At 69.1% G+C, this 22,457-nt stretch carries 20 protein-coding genes; 11 read left to right on the top strand and 9 right to left on the bottom strand.

Features of this window, described 5'->3' with window-relative positions:
- Positions 1-66 precede the first annotated feature (66 nt).
- Positions 67-1,050: a LysR substrate-binding domain-containing protein gene (locus tag BMY35_RS08215; RefSeq protein ID WP_093196782.1), complete on the bottom strand. Its 984-nt coding sequence runs from the start codon at positions 1,048-1,050 to the stop codon at positions 67-69.
- Positions 1,051-1,220: 170 nt separating this feature from the next.
- Between BMY35_RS08215 and BMY35_RS08210 the strand changes: the two genes are divergently transcribed.
- Positions 1,221-1,538, top strand: a complete 318-nt coding sequence (locus BMY35_RS08210; RefSeq protein WP_093196779.1) for a DUF2917 domain-containing protein — start codon at positions 1,221-1,223, stop codon at positions 1,536-1,538.
- Between the two features lie 80 nt (positions 1,539-1,618).
- On the opposite strand, the gene BMY35_RS08205 is transcribed toward BMY35_RS08210, so the two are convergent.
- Entirely contained in the window at positions 1,619-2,029 is a 411-nt protein-coding gene (locus BMY35_RS08205; protein WP_093196777.1) for a BLUF domain-containing protein, read from the bottom strand.
- 103 nt (positions 2,030-2,132) lie between these two features.
- Between BMY35_RS08205 and BMY35_RS08200 the strand changes: the two genes are divergently transcribed.
- Complete coding sequence (locus tag BMY35_RS08200) at positions 2,133-2,903, top strand: Crp/Fnr family transcriptional regulator (RefSeq protein ID WP_256228263.1); 771 nt, start codon at positions 2,133-2,135, stop codon at positions 2,901-2,903.
- Between the two features lie 33 nt (positions 2,904-2,936).
- On the opposite strand, the gene BMY35_RS08195 is transcribed toward BMY35_RS08200, so the two are convergent.
- Positions 2,937-3,791 carry a DUF6279 family lipoprotein gene (locus BMY35_RS08195; protein WP_256228262.1) on the bottom strand — a complete coding sequence of 285 codons (855 nt, stop codon included), beginning with the start codon at positions 3,789-3,791 and terminating at the stop codon, positions 2,937-2,939.
- A 49-nt stretch (positions 3,792-3,840) separates the two neighbouring features.
- Here BMY35_RS08195 and glmU point away from each other — a divergent pair, with 49 nt between their 5' ends.
- Positions 3,841-5,271 carry a bifunctional UDP-N-acetylglucosamine diphosphorylase/glucosamine-1-phosphate N-acetyltransferase GlmU gene (gene glmU, locus BMY35_RS08190; protein ID WP_093196773.1) on the top strand — a complete coding sequence of 477 codons (1,431 nt, stop codon included), beginning with the start codon at positions 3,841-3,843 and terminating at the stop codon, positions 5,269-5,271.
- Positions 5,272-5,292: 21 nt separating this feature from the next.
- Here the strand turns inward: glmU and BMY35_RS08185 are convergent, their stop codons facing one another.
- On the bottom strand, positions 5,293-5,784 hold the full coding sequence (locus BMY35_RS08185) for an Lrp/AsnC family transcriptional regulator (RefSeq protein WP_093196771.1): 492 nt from the start codon (positions 5,782-5,784) through the stop codon (positions 5,293-5,295).
- Between the two features lie 138 nt (positions 5,785-5,922).
- Here BMY35_RS08185 and glmS point away from each other — a divergent pair, with 138 nt between their 5' ends.
- Complete coding sequence (glmS, locus tag BMY35_RS08180; protein WP_093196770.1) at positions 5,923-7,803, top strand: glutamine--fructose-6-phosphate transaminase (isomerizing); 1,881 nt, start codon at positions 5,923-5,925, stop codon at positions 7,801-7,803.
- A 21-nt stretch (positions 7,804-7,824) separates the two neighbouring features.
- On the opposite strand, the gene BMY35_RS08175 is transcribed toward glmS, so the two are convergent.
- Both BMY35_RS08175 and blaOXA read right to left on the bottom strand, forming a co-directional pair.
- On the bottom strand, positions 7,825-8,751 hold the full coding sequence (locus BMY35_RS08175; protein ID WP_093196768.1) for a polysaccharide deacetylase family protein: 927 nt from the start codon (positions 8,749-8,751) through the stop codon (positions 7,825-7,827).
- Positions 8,748-9,554: a class D beta-lactamase gene (gene blaOXA / locus BMY35_RS08170; RefSeq protein ID WP_093196766.1), complete on the bottom strand. Its 807-nt coding sequence runs from the start codon at positions 9,552-9,554 to the stop codon at positions 8,748-8,750. Before blaOXA ends, BMY35_RS08175 begins: the two co-directional genes overlap by 4 nt.
- A gap of 497 nt (positions 9,555-10,051) precedes the next feature.
- On the opposite strand from blaOXA, the gene katG reads away from it, so the two are divergent.
- From katG to BMY35_RS08155, 3 genes are all read left to right on the top strand, one after another.
- Positions 10,052-12,256: a catalase/peroxidase HPI gene (katG, locus tag BMY35_RS08165; RefSeq protein ID WP_093196764.1), complete on the top strand. Its 2,205-nt coding sequence runs from the start codon at positions 10,052-10,054 to the stop codon at positions 12,254-12,256.
- Positions 12,257-12,391: 135 nt separating this feature from the next.
- Complete coding sequence (locus tag BMY35_RS08160) at positions 12,392-12,826, top strand: hypothetical protein (protein ID WP_093196762.1); 435 nt, start codon at positions 12,392-12,394, stop codon at positions 12,824-12,826.
- A 56-nt stretch (positions 12,827-12,882) separates the two neighbouring features.
- Complete coding sequence (locus tag BMY35_RS08155) at positions 12,883-13,275, top strand: carboxymuconolactone decarboxylase family protein (protein WP_093196760.1); 393 nt, start codon at positions 12,883-12,885, stop codon at positions 13,273-13,275.
- Between the two features lie 19 nt (positions 13,276-13,294).
- Here BMY35_RS08155 and putA read toward each other — a convergent pair whose 3' ends face one another.
- A complete protein-coding gene (gene putA / locus BMY35_RS08150; RefSeq protein ID WP_256228271.1) occupies positions 13,295-17,038 on the bottom strand; it encodes a trifunctional transcriptional regulator/proline dehydrogenase/L-glutamate gamma-semialdehyde dehydrogenase in 3,744 nt (1,247 codons plus the stop codon).
- Positions 17,039-17,185: 147 nt separating this feature from the next.
- Here putA and BMY35_RS08145 point away from each other — a divergent pair, with 147 nt between their 5' ends.
- The 4 genes from BMY35_RS08145 to BMY35_RS08130 all read left to right on the top strand — a co-directional run bounded on the left by BMY35_RS08145 (position 17,186) and on the right by BMY35_RS08130 (position 20,311).
- On the top strand, positions 17,186-18,280 hold the full coding sequence (locus BMY35_RS08145) for a hypothetical protein (RefSeq protein WP_093196756.1): 1,095 nt from the start codon (positions 17,186-17,188) through the stop codon (positions 18,278-18,280).
- 75 nt (positions 18,281-18,355) lie between these two features.
- Complete coding sequence (locus tag BMY35_RS08140) at positions 18,356-18,973, top strand: helix-turn-helix domain-containing protein (RefSeq protein WP_093196754.1); 618 nt, start codon at positions 18,356-18,358, stop codon at positions 18,971-18,973.
- 1 nt (position 18,974) lies between these two features.
- Positions 18,975-19,517, top strand: a complete 543-nt coding sequence (locus BMY35_RS08135) for a GNAT family N-acetyltransferase (protein ID WP_093196752.1) — start codon at positions 18,975-18,977, stop codon at positions 19,515-19,517.
- Positions 19,514-20,311 carry a class I SAM-dependent methyltransferase gene (locus BMY35_RS08130; protein ID WP_218152977.1) on the top strand — a complete coding sequence of 266 codons (798 nt, stop codon included), beginning with the start codon at positions 19,514-19,516 and terminating at the stop codon, positions 20,309-20,311. Before BMY35_RS08135 ends, BMY35_RS08130 begins: the two co-directional genes overlap by 4 nt.
- 19 nt (positions 20,312-20,330) lie before the next feature.
- Here the strand turns inward: BMY35_RS08130 and BMY35_RS08125 are convergent, their stop codons facing one another.
- Positions 20,331-21,467: an NADH:flavin oxidoreductase/NADH oxidase gene (locus BMY35_RS08125; protein WP_093196750.1), complete on the bottom strand. Its 1,137-nt coding sequence runs from the start codon at positions 21,465-21,467 to the stop codon at positions 20,331-20,333.
- Positions 21,464-22,444 (bottom strand): DMT family transporter, encoded by a 981-nt coding sequence (locus BMY35_RS08120; protein ID WP_093196747.1) that lies wholly within the window; start codon positions 22,442-22,444, stop codon positions 21,464-21,466. The genes BMY35_RS08125 and BMY35_RS08120 overlap by 4 nt, the downstream gene beginning before the upstream one ends.
- Positions 22,445-22,457: the final 13 nt, after the last annotated feature.

Raw genomic sequence — 22,457 nt, 5'->3', positions numbered from 1 at the left:
GGCCCGGCAAAGCCGGTTCCGCGGTGTTCCTGGAAAAGGCGGTCAAGCCGCCATTCCTTTTGAATCTCAGTCGATGTTGTCGACGGTGTCCGGATCGGGCACCTCGCCGATGGTCTCGCGCGTGGTCACGGCCTGCAGCTGCAGCCAGTCGCAGAAGGCCCTGATTTCCGGCCGCTGCACGCTGCGCGGCCCCGCGATCAGCCAGTAGGACATCGGCGAATCCATACGATGCTGCGGCAGCACCTCGACCAGGTCGCCGTTGGCCAGGCTCTCGGCGATCAGCGAGCTGCGCGCCAGGGTCACGCCCTGGCCGGTGAGCGCGGCCTGCACCATCTGGTAGGCGTAGTTGAAATAGAGCCAGCGCTTGGGCTGCGCGCGCTCCAGCCCGTTCACCTCGAACCAGCGGCGCCAGGTCAGCCATTCGAGGTGGGTGCGGTGGGCGTCGCCCGCCTCGATCAGCGTGAACCGGGTCATGTCCGCCGGCGTCTTGATCGGCGGGCTGCTCTTCAATAGCCAGGGGCTGGCCACGGGGGTGAGCGTTTCACCGAACAGGCGCACGGCGCCGGAGGGCATCACCTCGCGCGGGCCGTAGCGCAGGGCGATGTCCACGTCGGCCACGTCGAGGTCGACGGCGACGTCGCTGGCGTCGATGCGGATGTCGATCTCGGGGTTGTCGCGCTGGAAGGCCTCCAGCCGCGGGATCAGCCACATCGAGGCGAACGAGGCGAAGGTGGTCAGCGACACGCTCTGCCGCCCCGCGCTCTGGCGGATCTGGCGCACGGCCGTGTCGATGCGCGGCAGCGACTGCTGCACCGCCAGCAAGAGCAGCGCGCCCGCGCTGGTGAGCTCGACCGCTCGGGTATGGCGCAGGAACAGGGCCACGCCCACTTCCTCTTCCAGCGACTGGATCTGGCGGCTCACGGCCGACTGGGTCAGCGCCATTTCTTCCGCCGCCGCCCGGAAATTCAGGTGCCGGGCCACCGCCTCGAAGGCGCGCAGGTGCCCGGCGGAAATGGGGCGGGAGCGCAGATGAGTCTGGGAATGTTGCATGGATATGAATCGAGGGCGGTTCCCGGCCGATCAATTGATGCGGAACCAGCATCAGTAGGCTACCTCGTTTTCATTGGACCGCCAACGCCGGAGAAACGATCATTCATTCCCGAACTGCGCTATTGCCTCTTTCTGTCAAGCGCCTCGGCAAAGCCCTAAGGAGTTACATCATGTCCACCGCCGTCTGCACCACCGAATCGCTCTCGTCCCTGTCCGTCCCGGCTCGCGCCGCCACCGTTCCGCCGGCCGTCCGCCGCGGTGCATGGCAGATCGCTCCCGGCGAGGCGATGAGCCTGAAGGCGCGGGCGGCCAGCATCCTGCGCGTGAGGCAGGGCCGGGTGTGGATCACGCCCGACGCCACGCTCGCCAACCCCAGCGAAGACCTGGTGCTCGCACCCGGCGAATCGCTGATGGTGGCCGCGGGCCAGCGCATCGTGATGGAGGCCTGGGACGGCTACGGCGCCACCTACAGCTGGGACAACGCCTGATCGTTCCCCAGTCCTCCAGGTGCTGAAAAAGGCGGCTTCGGCCGCCTTTTCCTTTTCTGGGGCTGTTCTTTCGGGGCCGATCAGCCGTTGATGTCGAAGCTGGGCAGCAGCGCCAGGAAGTGCCGCAGCGCCACCTCCCCGTCGAGCGCATGCACGCCGGCCATCAGGTCGGGCCCCTCGCACTCGGCCAGCCCCATGCCGAAGCCGCTGTAGCGGCGGGCTCCCAGCGGGGCTTCGTGGACCACCCTGACGCCGACGTGGCGCGGATCCTTCCCGATGCGCTGCATCAATGCACCGACGGCCTCGGGCGGGCCTTCCAGGTGCTGGCAGAAGCGCAAGCCGTCGAACACCAGCAGGCCGGTGATGCCGTGCAGCGCGTTGTGCGCCCGGGCCCGCGAGGCGATCAGGCCCACGGTGTCCGGAGGCAGGCCTTGGGCGAGCGTGCTGCAGTAAAGAATCTCATGAAGCGGGGGCGTTTCTTGTTCTGTCATGCGTCTTGGATGGGGAAACGGTGCGCAGTGTAGGCAGCGCCCGGGCGCCGGGAAATGTCAAAAGACACAGGCCGGGCGCCAGTGCGGGCGCCTATAGTGAGGCGTGAAGTTCGAGGACTACCCCGCAGCCATGGCGCCTCCGCAGGGCGCGAATCCGTGCGACCAGTGCGCATTGCGCCGGCTCGACGCATTCCTGGCCCCGTCCGGCGACGAGCTGCGGACGATCCAGTCGTTTCGTGTCGGCGCCCGGAGGGTGGAGGCCGGCAGCTCGATCATCGACGAGCACCGCCCGAGCCCGCAGCTCTTCACTCTCTATTCGGGCTGGGCCTTTCGCTACAAGACGCTCAGCGACGGCCGGAGGCAGATCCTGAGCTTCCTGCTGCCCGGCGATTTCCTCGGCCTGCAGGACGAATTCGCCGACGGTCAGACGCACGGCGTCGAGGCGGTGACCGACGTCACGCTGTGCGCCTTCCCCCGCGAGCGGCTCTGGGGCCTGTTCCACGCCCAGCCCAAGCTGGGCTACGACATCACCTGGCTGGCGGCGCGCGAGGAGAAGATGGTCGACGACAACCTCGTCACCACCGGCCGGCGCAATGCCGGCGAGCGGGTGGCGATGCTGCTGATGCACCTGTACCGCCGCGCCCTGCGCGTTGGCATGGAGCGCGACGGCTGGGCCGAATTCCCGTTCAACCAGCAGCACATCGCCGACGCGCTGGGGCTTTCGCTGGTGCACACCAACAAGACGCTGCGGCGCCTGCAGCGCCTGGGGCTCTACAGGATCGACGGCGGGTGGCTGCGCATCATGGAGCCGCGCGCGCTGGAAGCGCTGGGCGACTACTTCGAGCGTCCGATGCGGCCGACGCCGCTTATCTAGAACCCCAGACTCCGGAGCTCCATTCCGGCGCCTTCAGCGCGCCGCCACCAGCTCGCGCAGGTCGTCCTGGTAGGCCTGCAGCCGGCGCACCGCCTGCGCGCGCTGGCTGGCGCTCGTGCCGTTGTGCATGGCCGCGGTGTTGCGGCAGCCTTCCTGCAGCAGGGCCTGCTGGTGGTCGCGCCAGGGCCCGGGCGGCGGCTCGGCGATGCGCTGGATGTAGTCGTGCAGCGCGGCGCGTGCCTCGGCGGGCGAAGGCTTGCCGGCGACGAAGCCGCGCAGCAGCCTGAGCGCCTCCTGCTGGCGCTTGCGGCGCTCGGCATCCGCCAGCTTCGGGTCGAACACCGACTGCGCGACCTGCTGCTTCAGCAGCTCGCGCTGCTCGGCGCTCAGGCGGCCGTAGAAATCCTCGGTGCGGTCGAGGAACTGGTCGTAGCGCTTCTCCTGCACCTGGGCCGGCGTGCGGTCGAGCCAGTCCTTGCGGTACTCGGCGTTGTTCTTGGCGTACTTGCGTTCCAGCTGCTGCAGCTGCGCCTCGTTCAGGCTCAGCGCCAGCTCGGTGCCGGCGGGCTCGGCGCGCGCGGTCACGGCCAGCAGGCGCTCGCGGATGCGGTCGGCCATGGCGCAGACCTGCTCCGGCGTCACCTCGCCCGGAGCCATCGCCTGGGCCTCCTTCAGCAGCGATGCGAGGCGCGGCAGCTCGTTCTGCCGGTGCCAGGCCAGCAGCTGGGCGAGCTCGTCGCGCACCTTCGGGGTCTGGGCGCCGTCGAAATCGAGGTAGCCGTCGAGCCACCAGTAGCTCACCGTCGGCAGGTTGTTGTAGGCCAGCTGGATCGCGCTGCAGGCGCCCAGGGCGGCCACCACGAGCAGCGCGCCGATAATTCGGGTCACTGCAGAGATTGCCGAGCAAGTCGAGCAACGAATCCTGGAAAAGAAACGCATGAATCAGCCTCCGCAACAGAACCACGACGCCGGACCGATCGACGTCGTCATCATGGCCGCCGGCAAGGGTACCCGCATGAAGAGCCGGCTGCCCAAGGTCCTGCACCGGTTGGGCGGCCGCGCCCTGCTGGCGCACGTGGCGGGCACCGCCGCGCGCATCGGGGCACGCGACGTGGTGGTCGTCACGGGCCATGGCGCGGCCGAGGTCGAGGCCTCCATGGCCGGCGGCATCGGCAACGCCACGGTGCGCTTCGCGCGCCAGGAGCCGCAGCTGGGCACCGGCCATGCCGTGCAGCAGGCCGCGCCGCTGCTGGCGGACGACGGCACGGTGGTCGTGCTCTCGGGCGACGTGCCGCTGATCGGCGAAGAAACCCTGCGCGCGCTCGTCGCCGCCAGTGCCGGCGGTAAGCTGGCGCTGCTGACCATCGCATTCGACGACCCCACGGGCTACGGCCGGGTCATCCGCTCAGGCGGCACGGGCGACGTCCAGGCCGTGGTCGAGCACAAGGACGCCACCGAGGCCCAGCGCGCGGTGCGCGAGATCTACAGCGGCGTAATGGCCGTGCCCGCGCGCCTGCTCAAGGGCTGGCTCGGCCGGCTGGACAACGACAACGCCCAGGGCGAGTACTACCTGACCGACGTGGTGAAGCTCGCGGCCGCCGACGGCGTGCCCGTGGTCGCGCACATCACCACCGACGCGTTGCAGGTGGCCGGCATCAACAGCCCCGCCCAGCTAGCGGCGCTGGAACGTGCCTGGCAGCTGCGCCAGGCGAATGCGCTGATGGAGCAGGGCGTGCGCCTGGCCGACCCGGCGCGCTTCGACCTGCGTGGCACGCTCGAATGCGCGGCCGACGTGGAGATCGACGTCAACTGTGTGTTCGAGGGCGCGGTGTCGCTGGGCGAGGGCGTGCGCATCGGCGCGAATTGCGTCATCGCCAATGCGCGCATCGAGGCCGGCGCGGTGATCCATCCGTTCACCCACATCGAGGGCGAGAAGGCCGGCGTGAGCGTCGGCGCGGGCTCGCTGATCGGCCCCTTCGCCCGCCTGCGCCCCGGCGCGCAGCTGGGCGCCGAGGTGCACATCGGCAACTTCGTGGAAGTGAAGAACTCCACGCTGGCCGCCGGCGCCAAGGCCAACCACCTGGCCTACCTGGGCGACGCCACCGTGGGCGAGCGCGTGAACTACGGCGCGGGCAGCATCACCGCCAACTACGACGGCGCCAACAAGCACCGCACCGTGATCGGCGACGACGTGCACGTGGGCAGCAACTGCGTGCTGGTGGCGCCCGTCACCATCGGCGCGGGCGGCACCATCGGCGGCGGCTCGACCATCAACAAGTCGACCGAGCCGGGCGCGCTTACCGTGGCGCGCAGCAAGGCGGTGAGCTTCCCCAACTGGAAGCGGCCCCAGAAGAAACCGAAGGCCTGAGGGCCTTCCTTTCCTTGTTCTCTATGCCCGGGGCGCCAGCGGCACCCGGGGTTCGAACTTCGCGCGCTTCAGGCTGAAGAAGGCCTTGACGTTGCGAACGTTCGCATCGGCCGTGAACAGGCGCTGCGTAAGGGTGCCGTAGTCCTGCATGTCGCGCGCCGCCACCACCAGCACGAAGTCCGGGCCGGGCGACACGCGCCAGCATTGCTGGACCGCGTCGTCGGCGATCACGCGCGCCTCGAAGGCATCGAGCGAGGCGGCGTCCTGCCGGTCCAGCGAGATCTCGATCACCGCCTGCAGGCCGTGGCCCAGCACCGTGGCGAGCCTGTCGGGCGACAGCAGCGCGACCTGGCGCTCGATCAGCCCGATGTCGCGCAGCCGTTGCACGCGGCGCAGGCAGGTGGGCGGGGAGATGCCCACGTCTGCGGCCAGGCGCTGGTTGGTCTGCGAGGCGTCGCGCTGCAGGGCGTCCAGCAGGCGCAGGTCTGTTGAATCGAGGGAGATTGATTCCATATATGAAGAAATTATGGAATAAAACTCCATATGTATGGAGTGGAGAAATAAAAGTCCGAAATCAATTGAATTTCGAATGCATATTTCTTTCGTGCCTTCCTACCATCGAGCCTCTTCTTCATTCAAAGGCAGCTCACCATGTGCGGCATCGTCGGGGCAGCGTCCCATCGCAACATCGTTCCGGTCCTCGTGCAGGGCCTTCAGCGGCTCGAGTACCGCGGCTATGACTCCTGCGGCGTGGCGGTGCATGCAGGCGGCCTGACGCGGGCGCGCACCACCTCGCGCGTGGCCGACCTCGTGGCGCAGGTGCGCGACGACAAGGTCGAGGGCCTCACCGGCATCGCCCATACGCGCTGGGCCACGCACGGCGCGCCGGCGGTGCACAACGCGCACCCGCATTTCAGCCATGGCCCAGGCGCCGACGCGCAGGCCGCGCGGCCGGGCCGCATCGCGCTCGTGCACAACGGCATCATCGAGAACCACGAAACGCTGCGCGCCGCGCTCGAAGCCAAGGGCTACGCCTTCGAGAGCCAGACCGACACCGAGGTCATCGCCCACCTCGTCGACAGCCTCTACGACGGCGACCTGTTCGAGGCCGTGAAGGCGGCCGTGCTGCAGCTGCACGGCGCCTACGCCATCGCCGTGATCTGCCGCGACGAGCCGCAGCGCGTGGTCGGCGCGCGTGCGGGTTCACCGCTGATCCTGGGCGCGGGCAAGGACGGCGCCGAGAACTTCCTCGCCAGCGACGCGATGGCCCTGGCCGGCGTGACCGACCAGATCATCTACCTGGAAGAGGGCGACGTGGTCGACGTGCAGCCCGGCAAGTACTGGATCGTCGACAAGAACCACAAGCCGGTCACCCGCCAGGTGCGCACCGTGCTGGCACACAGCGGCGCCGCCGAGCTCGGCCCCTACCGCCACTACATGCAGAAGGAAATCTTCGAGCAGCCGCGCGCCATCGGCGACACGCTCGAAGGCGTGGAAGGCATCGTGCCCGAGCTGTTCGACGGTATCGGCCAGGACGGCGCCACGGGAGCGAGCGCGCATCGCGTGTTCCAGGACATCGACAAGATCCTCATCCTGGCCTGCGGCACCAGCTACTACAGCGGCTGCACCGCCAAGTACTGGCTGGAGGGCATCGCGAAGATCTCCACGCAGGTTGAGATCGCGAGCGAGTACCGCTACCGCGAATCCGTGCCCGACCCGAAGACGCTGGTCGTCACCATCAGCCAGTCGGGCGAAACGGCCGACACGCTGGCCGCGCTGAAGCACGCTCGTTCGCTGGGCATGGAGCAGACGCTGACCATCTGCAACGTCGCCACCAGCGCGATGGTGCGCGAATGCAAGCTGGCGTACATCACGCGCGCCGGCGTGGAAATCGGCGTGGCCTCGACCAAGGCCTTCACCACGCAGCTGGCGGGGCTCTTCCTGCTCACGCTCGCCATCGCGCAGGCCAAGGGCCGCTTGAGCGAGGCCGACGAGGCGCGCTACCTGAAGGAGATGCGCCACCTGCCCGTCGCGCTGCAGTCGGTGCTGGCGCTGGAGCCGCAGATCATCGGCTGGGCCGAGGACTTCGCGCGCAAGGACAACGCGCTCTTCCTGGGCCGCGGGCTGCACTACCCGATCGCGCTCGAAGGCGCGCTCAAGCTCAAGGAAGTGACGTATATCCACGCCGAGGCGTATGCCGCCGGCGAACTCAAGCACGGCCCGCTCGCGCTGGTGACCAGCGAGATGCCCGTGGTGGCCGTGGCCCCCAACGACGCGCTGCTCGAAAAGCTCAAGAGCAACCTGCAGGAAGTGCGCGCGCGCGGCGGCGTGCTCTACGTGCTGGCCGACGGCGACACCAAGATCACCAGCAGCGAAGGCCTGCACGTGATCCGCATGCCCGAACACTACGGCGCGCTCTCGCCGATCCTGCACGTGGTGCCGCTGCAGCTGCTGGCGTATCACACGGCCTGTGCGCGCGGGACCGATGTGGACAAGCCGCGCAATCTGGCGAAGAGCGTGACGGTGGAGTGAGCGCGGAGGCCGGCGGGTGCGCTACTGCAGCATGCGCGCCGGCACCAGCCCCAGCGCGCGCAGCTTGGGCTCCTCGTAGACCGAGTCCTCCGCCGGATACCGCAGACCCGGAATCTGCGCCGCCTTGGCGCTGGCCCATATGACGCTTTCGCCCGCCGGCAGGGTGTCGATCTGCGCGGTGTAGATCGGATCATCGAAGGCCGCTTTGGCGGCGATGAAGGACCACCCTCGCGCCCGGAACGCCGCGATCAGCTCCCCGAGAGCAGCGGCGTTGATCCTGCTCGTGTGCAGCAGCATCACATGGGCGGGGCTGCGGCCGAGGACCCGCCGGGCCAGGCCGTCGTAGTAGGCAGCACGGTCCAGCAGATGCTCGATGTAAGCGGCCTTCACGCGATCGGCCTTGTCGGCATTGCCTTCGTCCAGCCAGGCCGCATAGAGCTGGTTGTAGTACCAGTCGCTCGCGTCGATCGAAACCGGCGCCGCCCTGTAGCCCGCTGCCTGCATCCAGAGGCGCATGCCGTCTCGCTTGGCGAGCGTGTTGCCCTCTTTCAGATACGGAAAGCGCAGCATCTTCGTCCAGCCCGGGATCCGGCTCAGCACGGCGTCGGCCTCCTTGACGTCGCCGATGAAGTCCGCGAGCGGCACTTGAGGCGATCCCAGGCTGCGGTGCCGGGAGGTGTGGTTGCCGATCGCGTGGCCCGCGTGCGACCAGTCCCGGATGAGGTCCAGTCCCTGGGCCCGGCCGGTGCGCACGAGTGCTGGAAACACCATCGACGTGATGCCCGCATCGTGGAGCGTTTCCAGGATCTGCCGGTTCCACGACGGAGCCGCGGGTTCCTTTTGGGGATCGAGGCCGTCGTCGAATGTCAGCGCCAGGGTCTGGGCCAGCCCGCAGGACGAGCCGAGAGCGAAGAGAAGCGCGGCAAGTGCGCGACGCAATGCGGTCATGGCGCAGCGGCCGGCAGAAGCTGGAGCAGCTCGTCGCGCGCGCGCAGGCCCGCGTTGGGCTTGAGGGCTTGCTCGTCCTGGATCAGGCGTGCGAATACCAGCCTTCTCTCGCCCTTCGTAGCCCAGCCCACGTACCAGCCATAAGCGCGGCTTGCGTCATAGCGGTTGTCGCTGCCCGGCGACCCGGTGCCCGTCTTGCCATGCACGGCCCAGCCGTCGACCGGTGCGCCGTAGCTTGCGATGAGTGCGGTCATATCGAAAGCATGCGCACTCACCGGCAACTGGCGGCGCACGATCCTGCGCATGAACGCGAGCTGTTCCTCGGCGGAGATGCGCAGGGAGCTCATCACCCAGACGCCGTTCTGCCCGGGGTCATCGACCGGCACCGCAGAGACATCTGCATTGCCATACTGAAAAACCTTCGCGTAGTGCGCGAAGCGCTCCTGCCCCACGCGCTTCACGACCTGCTGCGAGTACCAGAAGACGGAGTCCCTGATCCACGTAGTCGGCGTGACGTCACGCCGCCAGGCATCGCCACCCCAATCCGGATATCCCGCCTGATACGACAGGGCAGGCTGTGCAGCGTCCTTCAGCACGCCTGCGTCGTAGCCCATGAGGCTGATGGCGAGCTTGAAGGTCGAGGCAGGCGTCACGCGCTCGGAGCAGGAGGGGCCACGCTGCAGGACGACCTTGCCGGAATCGGCATCGGCAATCAGCGTGCACAGCTCGTGCGCGGTCGCGAAAGGAACCGAAAGAAGGGCGGCCGCTGCTGTCGCGGCAACCCGGAGGACGCGGTTGAGCACGTTGCTTGTTTCTGCGGGGAAGGAGAGGAGGAGTGTGGTGCCGGGCGTGCTTCCGGGGCATCCCGTGGCACTGAGGCATCGAAGATGCCGGCGCGGTATTCACGCGTGGTGCAGGACCCTCGGCCAGCGCGATGAGTCTAGCGTTCCGCGCCGTTAGTGCTTGTCGCGGGAGAGCGAAAAGGCTCGGGTTCGTACCGCGAGGAGAAGTGACGACAAACCATGGGGTTCACCTACGAACGGCAGCCCTTCGCCGAACAACCCCCGCTGTCCTTTCACGCTGTTCGTGCGCGAGATCCACGCCGGCGTTCGTCCCGTCGCGCGAGCCGGATCGCGGGCATCCGCCGAAATGAATTCTTAAGCTCTCCGACAGGGTGAAATAGGGTGAAATCCATAGTTCTCCGCTATGGACTCAATTCACTCAATTGGATTGAACAGCGGGAAATCCAAACCTAGACTGGGTCCGGCCCCCGCGTGATCAACTACCAAAGGAGAACCCCTTGTCCGATGAAACCAAGTGCCCCTTCCCGGGCCATGCGCGCAAGCACACCTTTTCCGGTGCTCCTGCCAATACAGACTGGTGGCCCAACCAGCTGAACCTGAAGCTCCTGCACCAGCACTCCGCCGAGTCCAACCCGATGGGCGAGGCGTTCGACTACGCCGAGGAGTTCAAAACCCTCGACCTCGATGCCGTGATCAAGGACCTCCACGCCCTGATGACCAATTCGCAGGACTGGTGGCCCGCCGACTACGGCCACTACGGACCTCTCTTCATCCGCATGGCCTGGCACTCTGCCGGCACGTACCGCACGGCCGACGGCCGCGGCGGCGGCGGCCACGGCGCGCAGCGCTTCGCGCCCCTGAACAGTTGGCCGGACAACGGCAACCTCGACAAGGCACGCCGCCTGCTGTGGCCGATCAAGCAGAAGTACGGCCGCAAGCTCTCGTGGGCCGACCTGATGATCCTGACCGGCAACGTCGCGCTGGAGTCCATGGGCTTCAAGACCTTCGGCTTCGCCGGCGGCCGCCCCGACATCTGGGAGCCGGAAGACGACATCTACTGGGGTCCCGAAGGCAAGTGGCTGGGCGACGAGCGCTACAGCGGCGACCGCGACCTCGCCAACCCGCTGGCCGCCGTGCAGATGGGCCTGATCTACGTGAACCCCGAAGGACCGAACGGCAACCCCGATCCGCTCGGGTCGGCCCGCGACATCCGCGAGACCTTCGCCCGCATGGCGATGAACGACGAGGAAACCGTGGCGCTCACCGCCGGCGGCCATACCTTCGGCAAGGCCCACGGTGCCGGCGATCCGACCAAGGTCGGCGCGGAGCCGGAAGGCGCCGACATCGAGGAGATGGGCCTGGGCTGGCGCAACAGCTTCGAGAGCGGCATCGGCGTGCACGCCACCACCAGCGGCATCGAGGGCGCATGGACCCCCACGCCCACGAAATGGGACAACAGCTACTTCGAGACGCTGTTCGGCTACGAATGGGAGCTCACCAAGAGCCCGGCCGGCGCCAACCAGTGGAAGCCCAAGGGCAGCACCGGCGCAGGCACCGTGCCCGACGCGCACGACCCGTCCAGGCGCCACGCCCCGATGATGACCACGGCCGACATGGCCATGCGCATGGACCCGGCCTACGAGAAGATCTCGCGCCGCTACATGGCCAACCCGCAGGAGTTCGCCGACGCCTTCGCCCGCGCCTGGTTCAAGCTCACGCACCGCGACATGGGGCCGCGCGCGCGCTACCTCGGCGCGCTGGTGCCGAAGGAAGAGCTGATCTGGCAAGACCCGATCCCCGCCGTCAACCATCCGCTGGTCGACGACAAGGACGTCGCGGCGCTGAAGGCCAAGGTGCTCGCCTCGGGCCTGGGCATCTCGCAGCTCGTGGGCGCGGCATGGGCCTCGGCCTCCACCTTCCGCGGCAGCGACAAGCGCGGCGGCGCCAACGGCGCGCGCATCCGCCTCGCGCCGCAGAAGGACTGGGAAGTCAACCAGCCGGCGCAGCTCGCGAAGGTGCTTTCCACGCTCGAGGGCATCCAGAAGGAGTTCAACGGCGCGCAGTCGGGCGGCAAGAAGATCTCGCTGGCCGACCTGATCGTGCTGGCGGGCAACGCGGCGGTCGAGGCCGCCGCGAAGAAGGCAGGCCAGGACGTGACGGTGCCCTTCTCGCCGGGCCGCGGGGACGCCTCGCAGGAGCAGACCGACGTCGAATCCTTCGCTCCCCTGGAGCCGAAGGCCGACGGGTTCCGCAACTACCTGAAGAAGGGTGTCGACGGATCGCTGGCCGCCGCGCTGCTGCTCGACAGGGCGCAGCTGCTGACGCTGAGCGCGCCCGAGATGACGGTGCTGGTCGGCGGCCTGCGCGCCCTGAACGCGAACTTCGGGCAGTCGCCCAACGGCGTGTTCACCAAGCGCCCCGAGACGCTGAGCAACGACTTCTTCGTGAACCTGCTCGACATGAACACCGGGTGGAAGAAGTCCGCCGCGAACGACGGCGTGCTGGAAGGCCGCGACCGCAAGACCGGCGAAGTCAAGTGGACGGCCACCATCGTCGACCTCGTGTTCGGCTCGAACTCGCAGCTGCGCGCGCTCTCGGAGGTCTACGGAGCGGCCGACTCGCAGAAGGCCTTCGTGACCGACTTCGTGGCCGCCTGGGCCAAGGTGATGAACCTCGATCGCTTCGACCTCGGGAAGAAGTGATCGAACGGTGACCGCGGGCGGGCCGGTTGCGGTTGCCCGCGGTGAGTGAGTGAATGAGCTCAGTACGCATCGGCCTGGCTCCGGATGATTCCGGGCCAGGCCGGGACGCATAAGAAATGACGGCAGGAGACAACCATGCTAGTCGTGAAGAAGACATCGCCGCCGGTGCCCATGGAGTTCTTCCAGCCCGAGCAGTGGATGCATCTGCTCGAGCAGCTCGACATCATCCTGGCGACGGTGCAGGGCGACGACTCGAATCCCATACTCCGCCGCTTCGGCGCGCGCCGCCGTTCGGCCATCGTCAGGCGCCTCATGCAGGAGCGGCGGCGCCTCGTGAAGGAGATCGAGGCGTTCGGCCAGGAAGGGCTCCTCGCCTTCGCGAAGAACCAGACGACGCCGGATGCATCGGCTTCGCGCCGTCATCTCGACGTCGAGTTCAGGCTGCTCGGCGAAGCCTTCGACCAGTGCTCCAGGGACTTGTCGCCCGACACGCAGGCCGCGTTGAAGAGTTGGCTGGTCGCGCGTTCGCACATGCACCGGGAGCACGCCAGGTTTCTCGAAACCTATTGAAAAAGGCGAAAGGCCCCGGAGGCTGGTACCGTTGCCGGCAACCTCAGGAGCCCTCAATGAAACCCCAGCCCATCGAATACGCGGCCGCATCCGACGAGGTGCGCGCCGTCTTCGACGACATCAAGGCCACGCGCAACGTGCCCGACGTCAACAACTTCTGGAAGTACCTCGCCAACGACCCCGTCACGCTCAGGCGCACCTGGAGCAGCCTGAAGGAAGTGATGGCCCCCGGCGCGCTCGATCCGGTGGTGAAGGAAATGGTCTACCTCGCCGTGAGCGTCACCAACAGTTGCGGCTACTGCATCGCGAGCCACCATGCGGGCGCGGAAAAGGCCGGCATGACGCCCGCGATGTTCGCCGAGCTCATGGCGGTGGTCGGCATGGCGAACGAGACCAACCGGCTCGTGAACGGCTACCGCGTGCCTATCGATCCGGCCTTCGACAAATAGCCGCGGGTGCGGGCGGCGCTCAGCCGATCGTCATCAGGCTCGCGTTGCCGCCGGCCGCCGCGGTGTTGGTGCTGATCGCGCGCTCCACCACCAGGCTTTCGAGGGGAATGCGCGCGTCGCCGGAAGCGAAGCCGCGCACGCCGACGATCGGGCCCGGCCGCGCCGCGATGCGCCGCATCGCATCCGACAGGCCCTGCGCGCTGCCGTGATGCAGCGCCGCGTCGAATGCCACCGTGTCGGAGGTCCAGTCGTTCGCGACGGCCACGCACTGGCGCACCTCGGCCGGCAGCGAAGCGCGCAGGCCCTGCGCCGCGGCGTCGGTGGGCCAGATCGCGGTGCTGCCCACCGACAGCACCGCGGCCAGCTGCGCCAGCCGGTCGGCCTCGGCATCGGCGAGACACAGCACCGCCTCGCGCGGCTCCAGCGTGTAGACATTGCGCTCGCCGGTCGGGCCGGCCAGCGTGCGCGAGCTGCCGGCGCGTGACTGCTCGGCGAACGCCGCGCACTGCGCCGCGAGCGCAGTGCGGCCGGTTTCCCGGGCCCATCGCGCCAGTGCCGACAGCGGCGTCCGCGGCACTGCGGTACCGCCGGCCACCGCGCGCACCATCGCGTCGTCCGGACGCGCCGACAGCATGCGCAGCATGTACAGCGGCCCGCCGGCCTTCGGCCCCGTGCCCGAGAGTCCTTCGCCGCCGAACGGCTGCACGCCCACCACCGCGCCGACGATGTTGCGGTTCACGTAGACGTTGCCCGCCCTGGCGTGCTCCACGATCTGCGCGATGGTCTCGTCGATGCGCGTGTGCACGCCCAGCGTGAGCCCGTAGCCCGTGGCGTTGATCTGCCCGACCAGCGCGCCGAGGTCGCGACGGCGGTAGCGCACGACGTGCAGCACCGGCCCGAACACCTCGCGCTGCAGCTCGGCGATGCCGTCGAGCTCGATCAGCGTCGGCATCACGTAGGTGCCGTCTTGCGTGTCGTGCGCGTATTCGCGGCCCTGGCGGAAGACCGCGTGGCCGCGCGAGCGCATGGCCTCGACGTGGCGCTCGATGCCGTCGCGCGCCTCGGCGTCGATCACCGGGCCCACGTCCACCGCCAGCCGCGCGGGATTGCCGATGCAGGCCTGCGCCATCGCGCCCTTGAGCATCACGACCAGCCGGTCGGCCGCTTCCTCCTGCACGCACAGCACGCGCAGCGCCGAGCAGCGCTGGCCCGCGCTGTCGAAGGCCGAGGCCATCACGTCGGCGACCACCTGCTCCGCGAGCGCGGACGAGTCGACGATCATCGCGTTCTGCCCGCCGGTCTCGGCGATGAGCGGCACCGGCGCACCGTGCGCGCCGAGCCGCTGCGACAGCGTCTTCTGCAGGATGCGCGCGACCTCCGTCGAGCCGGTGAACATCACGCCCTGCACGCGCGCGTCGGCCACCAGCGCGGCGCCGACGGTCTCGCCGCGGCCCGGCAGCAGCTGCACGGCGGCACGCGGCACGCCGGCCTCCCACAACACGCGCACCGCCTCGGCCGCCACCAGCGGTGTCTGCTCGGCCGGCTTGGCCAGCACCGGGTTGCCCGCAGCGAGCGCGGCAGCCACCTGGCCGGTGAAGATCGCGAGCGGAAAGTTCCACGGACTGATGCAGGCCATGGGGCCGAGCGCGCGATGCGTGTCGTTCGAGAAATCGCTGCGCGCCTGCGCCGCGTAATAGCGCAGGAAGTCGACCGCCTCGCGCACTTCGGCGACGGCGTTGGCATATGTCTTTCCAGCCTCGCGCGTCAGCAGGCCGAGCAGGCGCGGCATGTCCTGCTCCAGCTTCGACGCGGCGCGTTCGAGCAGTGCGGCGCGCGCGGCGGGCTGCGTGGCCGCCCAGTCCGCCGCGAAGCCGTGGGCCTGCGCGACGGCTGATTCGACGTCGGCCTGCGTGGCTTCCCGAACCCGCCCGACGATGTCGCGATGATCGGCCGGGTTTCGCACATCGTTCGCCTCGCCTGTCTGCGGTGCGGCCCCGGCGAGCATCGGCGCGGCTTGCCAGTTCTCGCCCGCGCTTTCGCGCAGCACCCGGCCCAGCGCGCGCAGGCTGTCATCGCTCGCGAGATCGAGTCCGTGCGAATTGGCGCGCTGCGTTCCGTACAGCGCGACGGGCAGGGCGATGGCCGGGTGCGGAAGGCCCGTGGCACCTTCCTGCACCGCCATGTGCTCCACCGTGGCGACCGGGTCTTCCACCAGCACCTCGAGCGGGATCGCCGGGTCCGCGATGCGGTTCACGAAGGACGTGTTCGCGCCGTTCTCCAGCAGCCGGCGCACCAGGTAGGCCAGCAGCGTCTCGTGCGTGCCCACGGGCGCATAGATGCGGCAGGGCCGCGCTAGCGGGCCCACCACCTGCTCGTAGAGCGGCTCGCCCATGCCGTGCAGGCACTGGAATTCGTACTGCCCCGGCTCGTAGCGCGACGGGTCCGCCATCGTGTAGATGGCCGCCAGCGTGTGCGCGTTGTGCGTGGCGAACTGCGGGTACACGGCCTCCGGCGCATCGAGCAGCTTGCGCGCGCAGGCGAGGTACGACACGTCGGTGTAGGCCTTGCGCGTGTAGACCGGATAGCCGTCGAGGCCGTCGACCTGCGCGCGCTTGATCTCGCTGTCCCAGTAGGCGCCCTTCACCAGCCGCACCATCAGCCGGTGCCCGCTGCGGCGCGCCAGTTCGATCACGAAGTCGATCACGAAGGGGCAGCGCTTCTGGTAGGCCTGCACCACGAAGCCGATGCCGTTCCAGCCCGCGAGCGCTGGCTCGAGGCACAGCCGTTCCAGCAGGTCGAGCGAGAGCTCGAGGCGGTCGGCCTCCTCCGCGTCGATGTTCAGGCCGATGTCGTACTGCCGCGCCAGCAGGGCGAGGTCGCGCAGCACCGGGTACAGCTCGGCCATCACGCGGGCATGCTGCGCGCGGCTGTAGCGCGGGTGCAGCGCCGAGAGCTTGATCGAGATGCCAGGGCCCTCGTACACGCCGCGGCGGTCAGATGCCTCGCCGATGGCGTGGATCGCCTCTTCATATGCGGCGCGGTAGCGCTTCGCGTCCTCCATGGTCAGCGCCGCCTCGCCGAGCATGTCGTACGAATAGCGGAAGCCCTGCGCCTCCAGCTCGCGCGCGTTGCCCAGAGCCTGCGCGATGGTCTCGCCGGTGACGAACTGCTCGCCCATCATCCGCATCGCCATGTCCACGCCCTTGCGGATCAGCGGCTCGCCGCCCTTGCCGATGAGGCGCGTGAGCACCGCCGACAGGCTGCTCTCGCTGTGCGTGGCCACCAGCTTGCCCGTGAGCAGCAGGCCCCATGTCGCGGCGTTGACGAACACCGAGGGGCTGCGGCCCGCGTGCGACTGCCATTGGCCGTGCGCGATCTTGTCGCGGATCAGCGCGTCGCGCGTGCCGGCATCGGGAATGCGCAGCAGCGCCTCGGCCAGGCACATCAGCGCCACGCCTTCCTGCGACGACAGCGCGTATTCCTGCAGCAGGCCCTGCACGAGGCCGGCGCGGCCGCCTGCGTTCCTGCGCTCGCGCAGCTGCCGGGCGATGCGGAATGCGAGCTTCCGGGCTTCCTCCGCCTGCCCGTCCGGCAGGCGGGCCTGCGCGAGCAGCGGAGGCACCGCCTGCGGCTCGGGGCGACGGCAGGCCGCTGTGATGCGGGCGCGCAGCGGCGCGGGATCGGGTTGCAGTCCGTCGGCGAATGCTGCAAAGGAAGAGGGCAGGGGGGCGGGGTTCATGGGCGGCTGGTGCTTGCGATATATGTTGGATGATCCGCGCACCGCGGCCGAATATGTGTTCGAAGAGTGACGTTTCCGCTGAGTAAATCGCTGGTAAATCAGCGCGCAAGTCAGCTTGGGTGCTGCATGGCGGGCAGAGAATCCGCGTTCCATTCCGGGAGTCGCACGAACATGTCCAGCTTCAGATGGTTCTTCCCCCTGGCTCTCGCGGCCGCGTGCATCGCGCCCTGGCCGGCGCATGCGGCAACCGCCGATGCCTCCGCCTGCCTGGACTCGGCCGCCGCGGAGTGCTTTCGCGGCTTCACGCCGCCCGGGGCCGGAGGCGCGCTTCACTACTACTCGTCGCTCGATCCCGATGCGGCGGCCGGAGCCACCGCCGGGCCTACCAAAGCGCTGATCGCCATGCATGGCCACTCGCGCGACGCCAACAAGACATTCGAGGCGACGCTGCGCACCGTGCGCGATGCCGGCGTGTTGGGCGACACGCTGGTTGTCGCGCCGCTCTTCCAGGTGCCCTCCGACAAGGCGACCGCCGGCCGCTGCACCAGCCCGGGCCTGCCCGCGCCTCAGACCGGCGACCTGCTGTGGAGCTGCGGCTCGTGGCTCGAAGGCGGCCGCTCGGCATCGGGCAGCCGCATCGGCTCGTTCGCGGTCATGGATGCGCTCGTGGCCGACATCGCGCAGCGCTGGCCCAGCCTGCGCACCATCACCATCGCCGGCTTCTCGGCAGGCGGGCAGTTCGTGCAGCGCTACGCCGCCTTCGCGCGCAACGACGCCGTGACGGGCAAGGTCGCCATGCGCTTCGTGGTGGCCGACCCGAGCACGTGGCTCTATTTCGACCCGGTGCGCCCGCGGCTCTCGCCCGACGGCGCGTCCGTCTCGGGCTTCGCGGTGCCCGATGCCGCCGCGTGCCCCGAAATGAACCGCTGGAAGTACGGCACAGACGACCTGCCCGCGCACCTCGGCCGCAGTGCCGAGCAGGCGCGCCGGCAGTACGCGCAGGCCGACATCGGCTACCTCGAAGGCGCGCTGGACAGCAACGACGCCAGGGGCACCGCCTACCGCGTGCTCGACAAGTCCTGCGCCGCCATGGCGCAGGGCTCGTTCCGCCTGCAGCGCGGCCTGGCCTATGCGCAGTACGACCGCACGCTGCTCGCGCCCGACAAGCGCCGTGAAGTCGTGGTGGTGCCGGGCTGCGCGCACGACGTGGCCTGTGTCTTTCCGTCGGAGGCCGCGCGCGCCACGCTGATCGGCCCTTCGCGATGAAGATGCTTCGCGGGGAGGATGGGCAGAGTCGGGAGGGTTGACGGAATTTCCTTCATGGTGGATATTTCATCCAATATGAAGGAAATAGAAGAAGCACCCGGCGCCGGGGCATCCGGCCTCAACGACCGCATCGCGCAGCGCGTGCGAGACCTGCGCGCGGCCAGCGGCCTCTCGCTCGACGCGCTGGCCACGCACTGCGGCGTCAGCCGCTCCATGATCTCGCTCATAGAGCGCGGCGAGAGCAGCCCCACTGCCGTGGTCCTGGAAAAACTCGCGACCGGCCTCGGCGTGTCGCTGGCCTCGCTGTTCGAGGCACCGGCTCCCGCGGCCGATCCGGTGTCGCGGCTGGCCGACCAGCTGCAGTGGCGCGATCCGCATTCAGGCTACGTGCGGCGCAACGTGTCGCCCGGCGGCTTCGCTTCGCCGATACAGATCGTCGAGGTGCTGTTTCCGCCGAAGGCCCGCGTGGCCTACGAGACATCGGCGCGCGAGCCGCTCATCCACCAGCAGGTGTGGGTGCTCGACGGCGTCATCGAACTCGCGCTGGGCGACGAGAGCCACCGGCTCGAGACCGGCGACTGCCTGGCCATGGTGCTCGACCGCCCCATGAGCTACTACAACCCCTCGCGCAAGAACACCCGCTACGTGGTCGTGATCGCGACCATGCCTTCCGCGCCCGCTTCCTGGAGATGAGATGAACCGAACGACGAATTCCGACGACAGCAGCCCGCGCATCCGCCTGCTGGACACCGTCACCGATGCGCAGTTGCGCGAGCTGGCCGCCGTGCTGGCCGATTGCGTGGAGGGCGGCGCATCGGTGAGCTTCATGCAGCCGCTGACCGAGGCCCGCGCGCAGGCCTTCTGGCGCCATGTGGCCGACGGCGTGGCGAGCGGCGAGCGCGCGCTGCTGGTGGCGGAGGACGAAGAAGGCATCCTCGGCACCGTGCAGGTCGTGCTGGCCCAGCCCGAGAACCAGCCGCATCGCGGCGAGGTGGCGAAGATGCTCGTGCACCGCCGCGCGCGCCGCAGGGGCATCGGTGCGCTGCTGATGAAGGCGGCCGAAGAGCTGGCGCGCGAGCGCGGCAAGACGCTGCTGGTGCTCGACACATCGAGCGCCGATGCCGAGCGGCTCTACGAGCGCTCGGGCTGGGTGCGTGTCGGCTCGATCCCGGGCTACGCGCTGCTGCCGCAGGGCGAGCCTTGTGCCACCACCTACTTCTATCGCGACCTGAAGTGAACGACGCGATGGATGGCCGCTTCGACGAGCTGCTGCGCGAGGCACGGGACCGGCCCCTCGTCGGCTGGGATCTTTCGTACGGTGGCCGCATCACGACGACGGCCACGCCATGGAACTTCGAGCAGGTCGTAGAACGGCATGCGCGCCGCTCGCCCGACATGCTCGACATGGGCACGGGCGGCGGCGAGTGGCTCAGCCGGCTGGCTTTTCGTCCGCCACGCACTGTGGCGACCGAGGGCTGGGCGCCCAACGTTGCCGTCGCGCGCGAGCGGCTGGCTCCGCTGGGTGTCGAGGTGGTGGAGGTCGAGGGCGCCGAGGACAACGCGCTGCAGGACGACGACAGCGAAGAACCGGCGAGGCTGCCGTTCGCGGATGCGTCGTTCCATCTGGTCGTCAACCGGCACGAGTCCTTCGTCGCGAGCGAGGTCCGCCGCATCCTCGCGACGGGAGGGCGCTTCGTCACTCAGCAGGTCGCGTCCGACTTCAATGCCGATTGCCACGAGCTGCTGGGCCTGCCGATGCCCGAACTTCCGCGCTGGAAGCTCGACACGGCCGTTGCGCAACTGGAGCGCGCGGGCCTCGCCGTCGAAGAAAGCGCGGAGGGCGCCGAGCTGATCGCCTTCGCCGACATCGGCGCCTTCGCGTGGTACCTGAAGCAAGTGCCGTATGTCTGTCCGGCGTTCGGCATCGACGAATGCCGAAACGCGCTTGAGCGCCAGCACCGGCGCATGGAGAATGGCGAGCCGCTGACGATGCGCCAGAAGCTGTTCTGGCTGGAGGCAGTGCGCCGCTGACGGTATCGCCGTCTGCCTTTCAGCGCGCGCCGAACATCGCGTTCTCGAACAGGTCCTTGAACTCGCGCGGCTGCGAGCGCCAGTACTGGTGCGGCGCCTTCACCTGCGCGCCGAGCTCGGCGGCCGCATGCCAGGGCCAGCGCGGGTCGTAGAGGATCGCGCGCGCGAGCGACACCGCATCGGCCTGGCCCCTGGCGACGATCTCCTCCGCCTGCCGCGGCTCGGTGATCAGGCCCACGGCGATGACCGGCATGCCGACCTCCGACTTCACGCGCTCGGCGAACGGCACCTGGTAGCCCGCGCCGAGCGCGATCGCCTGCTTCGGCGACACGCCGCCGCTGGAGACGTGGATGGCCGCGCAGCCGCGCGCCTCGAGCGCCCTGGCGAAGGCGACGGTGCCTTCGAGGTCCCAGCCGCCCGGCACCCAGTCGATGGCCGAGACGCGCACCCATACCGGGCGGTCGGCGGGGAAGGCTTCGCGCACGGCGTCGAACACCTCGAGCGGAAAGCGCATGCGGTTCTCGAGGCTGCCGCCGTATTCGTCCTCGCGGTGGTTGGCAAGCGGCGAGAGGAACTGGTGCAGCAGGTAGCCGTGCGCGGCGTGGATCTCGATGCCGTCGATGCCGAGTCGCGCGGCGCGCCGGGCGGCATCGACGAAAGCATTGCGCACGCGGGCCAGGCCGGCGGCGTCGAGCGCGACGGGCGGGTCTTCGGTCGGCGCGTGCGGTACGGCCGAGGGCGCGCATGCCTTCCAGCCGCCGGGCTCGTCCGGCCGGATCTGCCTGCCGCCTTCCCACGGCGCGCGGCTCGATGCCTTGCGCCCCGCATGCCCCAGCTGCACGGCGATCTTGATGGGCGAGTGGGCTCGCGTCGCCGAGAGCACGCGCGCCAGTCCTTCTTCATTCGCGTCGCAGTAGAGCCCCAGGTCGCCGGGCGAGATGCGCCCGTCGGCCTCCACAGCCGTCGCCTCGAGGATCAGCAGCCCCGCGCCGGAAAGCGCCAGGTGCCCCAGGTGGATCAGGTGCCAGTCGCCCGGCGTGCCATCGGTGGCGGAGTACTGGCACATCGGCGCGATGACGATGCGGTTGTCGATCCGGAGGGGGCCGAGCTGCAGGGGCTCGAAAAGATGGCTTCGGGGGCTGTCGCTGATGCTCATGAGGGTGTGGCTCCACAGGTCCGGTAATTCTGCTGTGGCAGCGCGATCGGTGCAGCCGCGGCGGCGGAAGCCTTGCGGCTCGATGCGGTATGGATCAGGAGCGCCGCGATCACCATCGCCATGCCGGCCGCCTCGCCCGCCGTGGGCAGGCGGCCCATCGCCGCGCTCATCAGCAGCGCCGACACCGGAACGAAGTTGAGGAAAGCCGTGCCCGTGACGGCGCCGAGCGCGCGCACGCCGTAGTTGAAGGCCAGCACCGAGATGGCCGAAGGCACCACGCCCACGAAGAGCAGCGCATGCCACGACAGGCGCAGGCCTTCCATGCTCGGCACGGCGGACCAGCCGAGCAGCGAAGCACCCACGGCCGCCGCCAGCAGCACGGGCCACGAGGCCAGCACCGTGAGCGCGGTGTACTCGATCACGTCGAGCTCCGGAAAGCGCGTGGTGCCGCGCGTGTACCAGACCCAGCCCAGCGTGCCGCCGAAGGCGATCGCGTCGCCGAGCAGCGTGCTCGCGCCGGCCAAAGAGCCCGCGCTGCCGGTCAGCAGGCCGGAGACCGTCGCCACGCCCAGCAGTGCCAGCGCGCTGGTCAGCAGGGTGGTGCGCGTGGGGCGCACGCCGTCGAGCAGCCACCGCACGATCTGCGTGGTCATGGGCGTGGTGGCGATGATGACCGCGCCATGCGAGGGCACCGAATGCGCCAGCCCCACCAGCAGCATCACGCTGAACACGCCGAAGCCCGCGGCGCCGCGCAGCGCAAGCGGCCCCGCGTGCCGGCGCAGCTTGCGCCAGGGAGCCGCGCCGCGCGGCAATACCAGCAGCACGAAGAGCAGCGCCGACAGCGTGTAGCGGATCAGCGTGAACCACACGGGTTCGACATGGTGGAGCACGCCCTTGCTCACGAGGAACAGGGAGCCCCACCCGGAGGTGGCGAGCAGCAGCGCGGCGGTGCCGGCGATGCGTTGGCGACGGGACATGGAAAACCAGCCT

The sequence above is a fragment of the Variovorax sp. YR750 genome (genome assembly GCF_900109805.1).
Classification (GTDB): domain Bacteria; phylum Pseudomonadota; class Gammaproteobacteria; order Burkholderiales; family Burkholderiaceae_C; genus Variovorax; species Variovorax gossypii.
This window is presented reverse-complemented; position numbering and strand designations above follow the sequence as displayed.

Coding starts and splice junctions, on each gene's coding strand:
- BMY35_RS08175 (WP_093196768.1), bottom strand. CDS start 8,751: ATGACCGCATTGCGTCGCGCACTTGCCGCGCTTCTCTTCGCTCTCGGC.
- glmU (WP_093196773.1), top strand. CDS start 3,841: ATGAATCAGCCTCCGCAACAGAACCACGACGCCGGACCGATCGACGTC.
- glmS (WP_093196770.1), top strand. CDS start 5,923: ATGTGCGGCATCGTCGGGGCAGCGTCCCATCGCAACATCGTTCCGGTC.
- BMY35_RS08140 (WP_093196754.1), top strand. CDS start 18,356: ATGAAGGAAATAGAAGAAGCACCCGGCGCCGGGGCATCCGGCCTCAAC.
- BMY35_RS08135 (WP_093196752.1), top strand. CDS start 18,975: ATGAACCGAACGACGAATTCCGACGACAGCAGCCCGCGCATCCGCCTG.
- BMY35_RS08120 (WP_093196747.1), bottom strand. CDS start 22,444: ATGTCCCGTCGCCAACGCATCGCCGGCACCGCCGCGCTGCTGCTCGCC.
- BMY35_RS08160 (WP_093196762.1), top strand. CDS start 12,392: ATGCTAGTCGTGAAGAAGACATCGCCGCCGGTGCCCATGGAGTTCTTC.
- BMY35_RS08215 (WP_093196782.1), bottom strand. CDS start 1,050: ATGCAACATTCCCAGACTCATCTGCGCTCCCGCCCCATTTCCGCCGGG.
- BMY35_RS08210 (WP_093196779.1), top strand. CDS start 1,221: ATGTCCACCGCCGTCTGCACCACCGAATCGCTCTCGTCCCTGTCCGTC.
- BMY35_RS08125 (WP_093196750.1), bottom strand. CDS start 21,467: ATGAGCATCAGCGACAGCCCCCGAAGCCATCTTTTCGAGCCCCTGCAG.
- BMY35_RS08145 (WP_093196756.1), top strand. CDS start 17,186: ATGTCCAGCTTCAGATGGTTCTTCCCCCTGGCTCTCGCGGCCGCGTGC.
- BMY35_RS08155 (WP_093196760.1), top strand. CDS start 12,883: ATGAAACCCCAGCCCATCGAATACGCGGCCGCATCCGACGAGGTGCGC.
- BMY35_RS08185 (WP_093196771.1), bottom strand. CDS start 5,784: ATGGAATCAATCTCCCTCGATTCAACAGACCTGCGCCTGCTGGACGCC.
- BMY35_RS08205 (WP_093196777.1), bottom strand. CDS start 2,029: ATGACAGAACAAGAAACGCCCCCGCTTCATGAGATTCTTTACTGCAGC.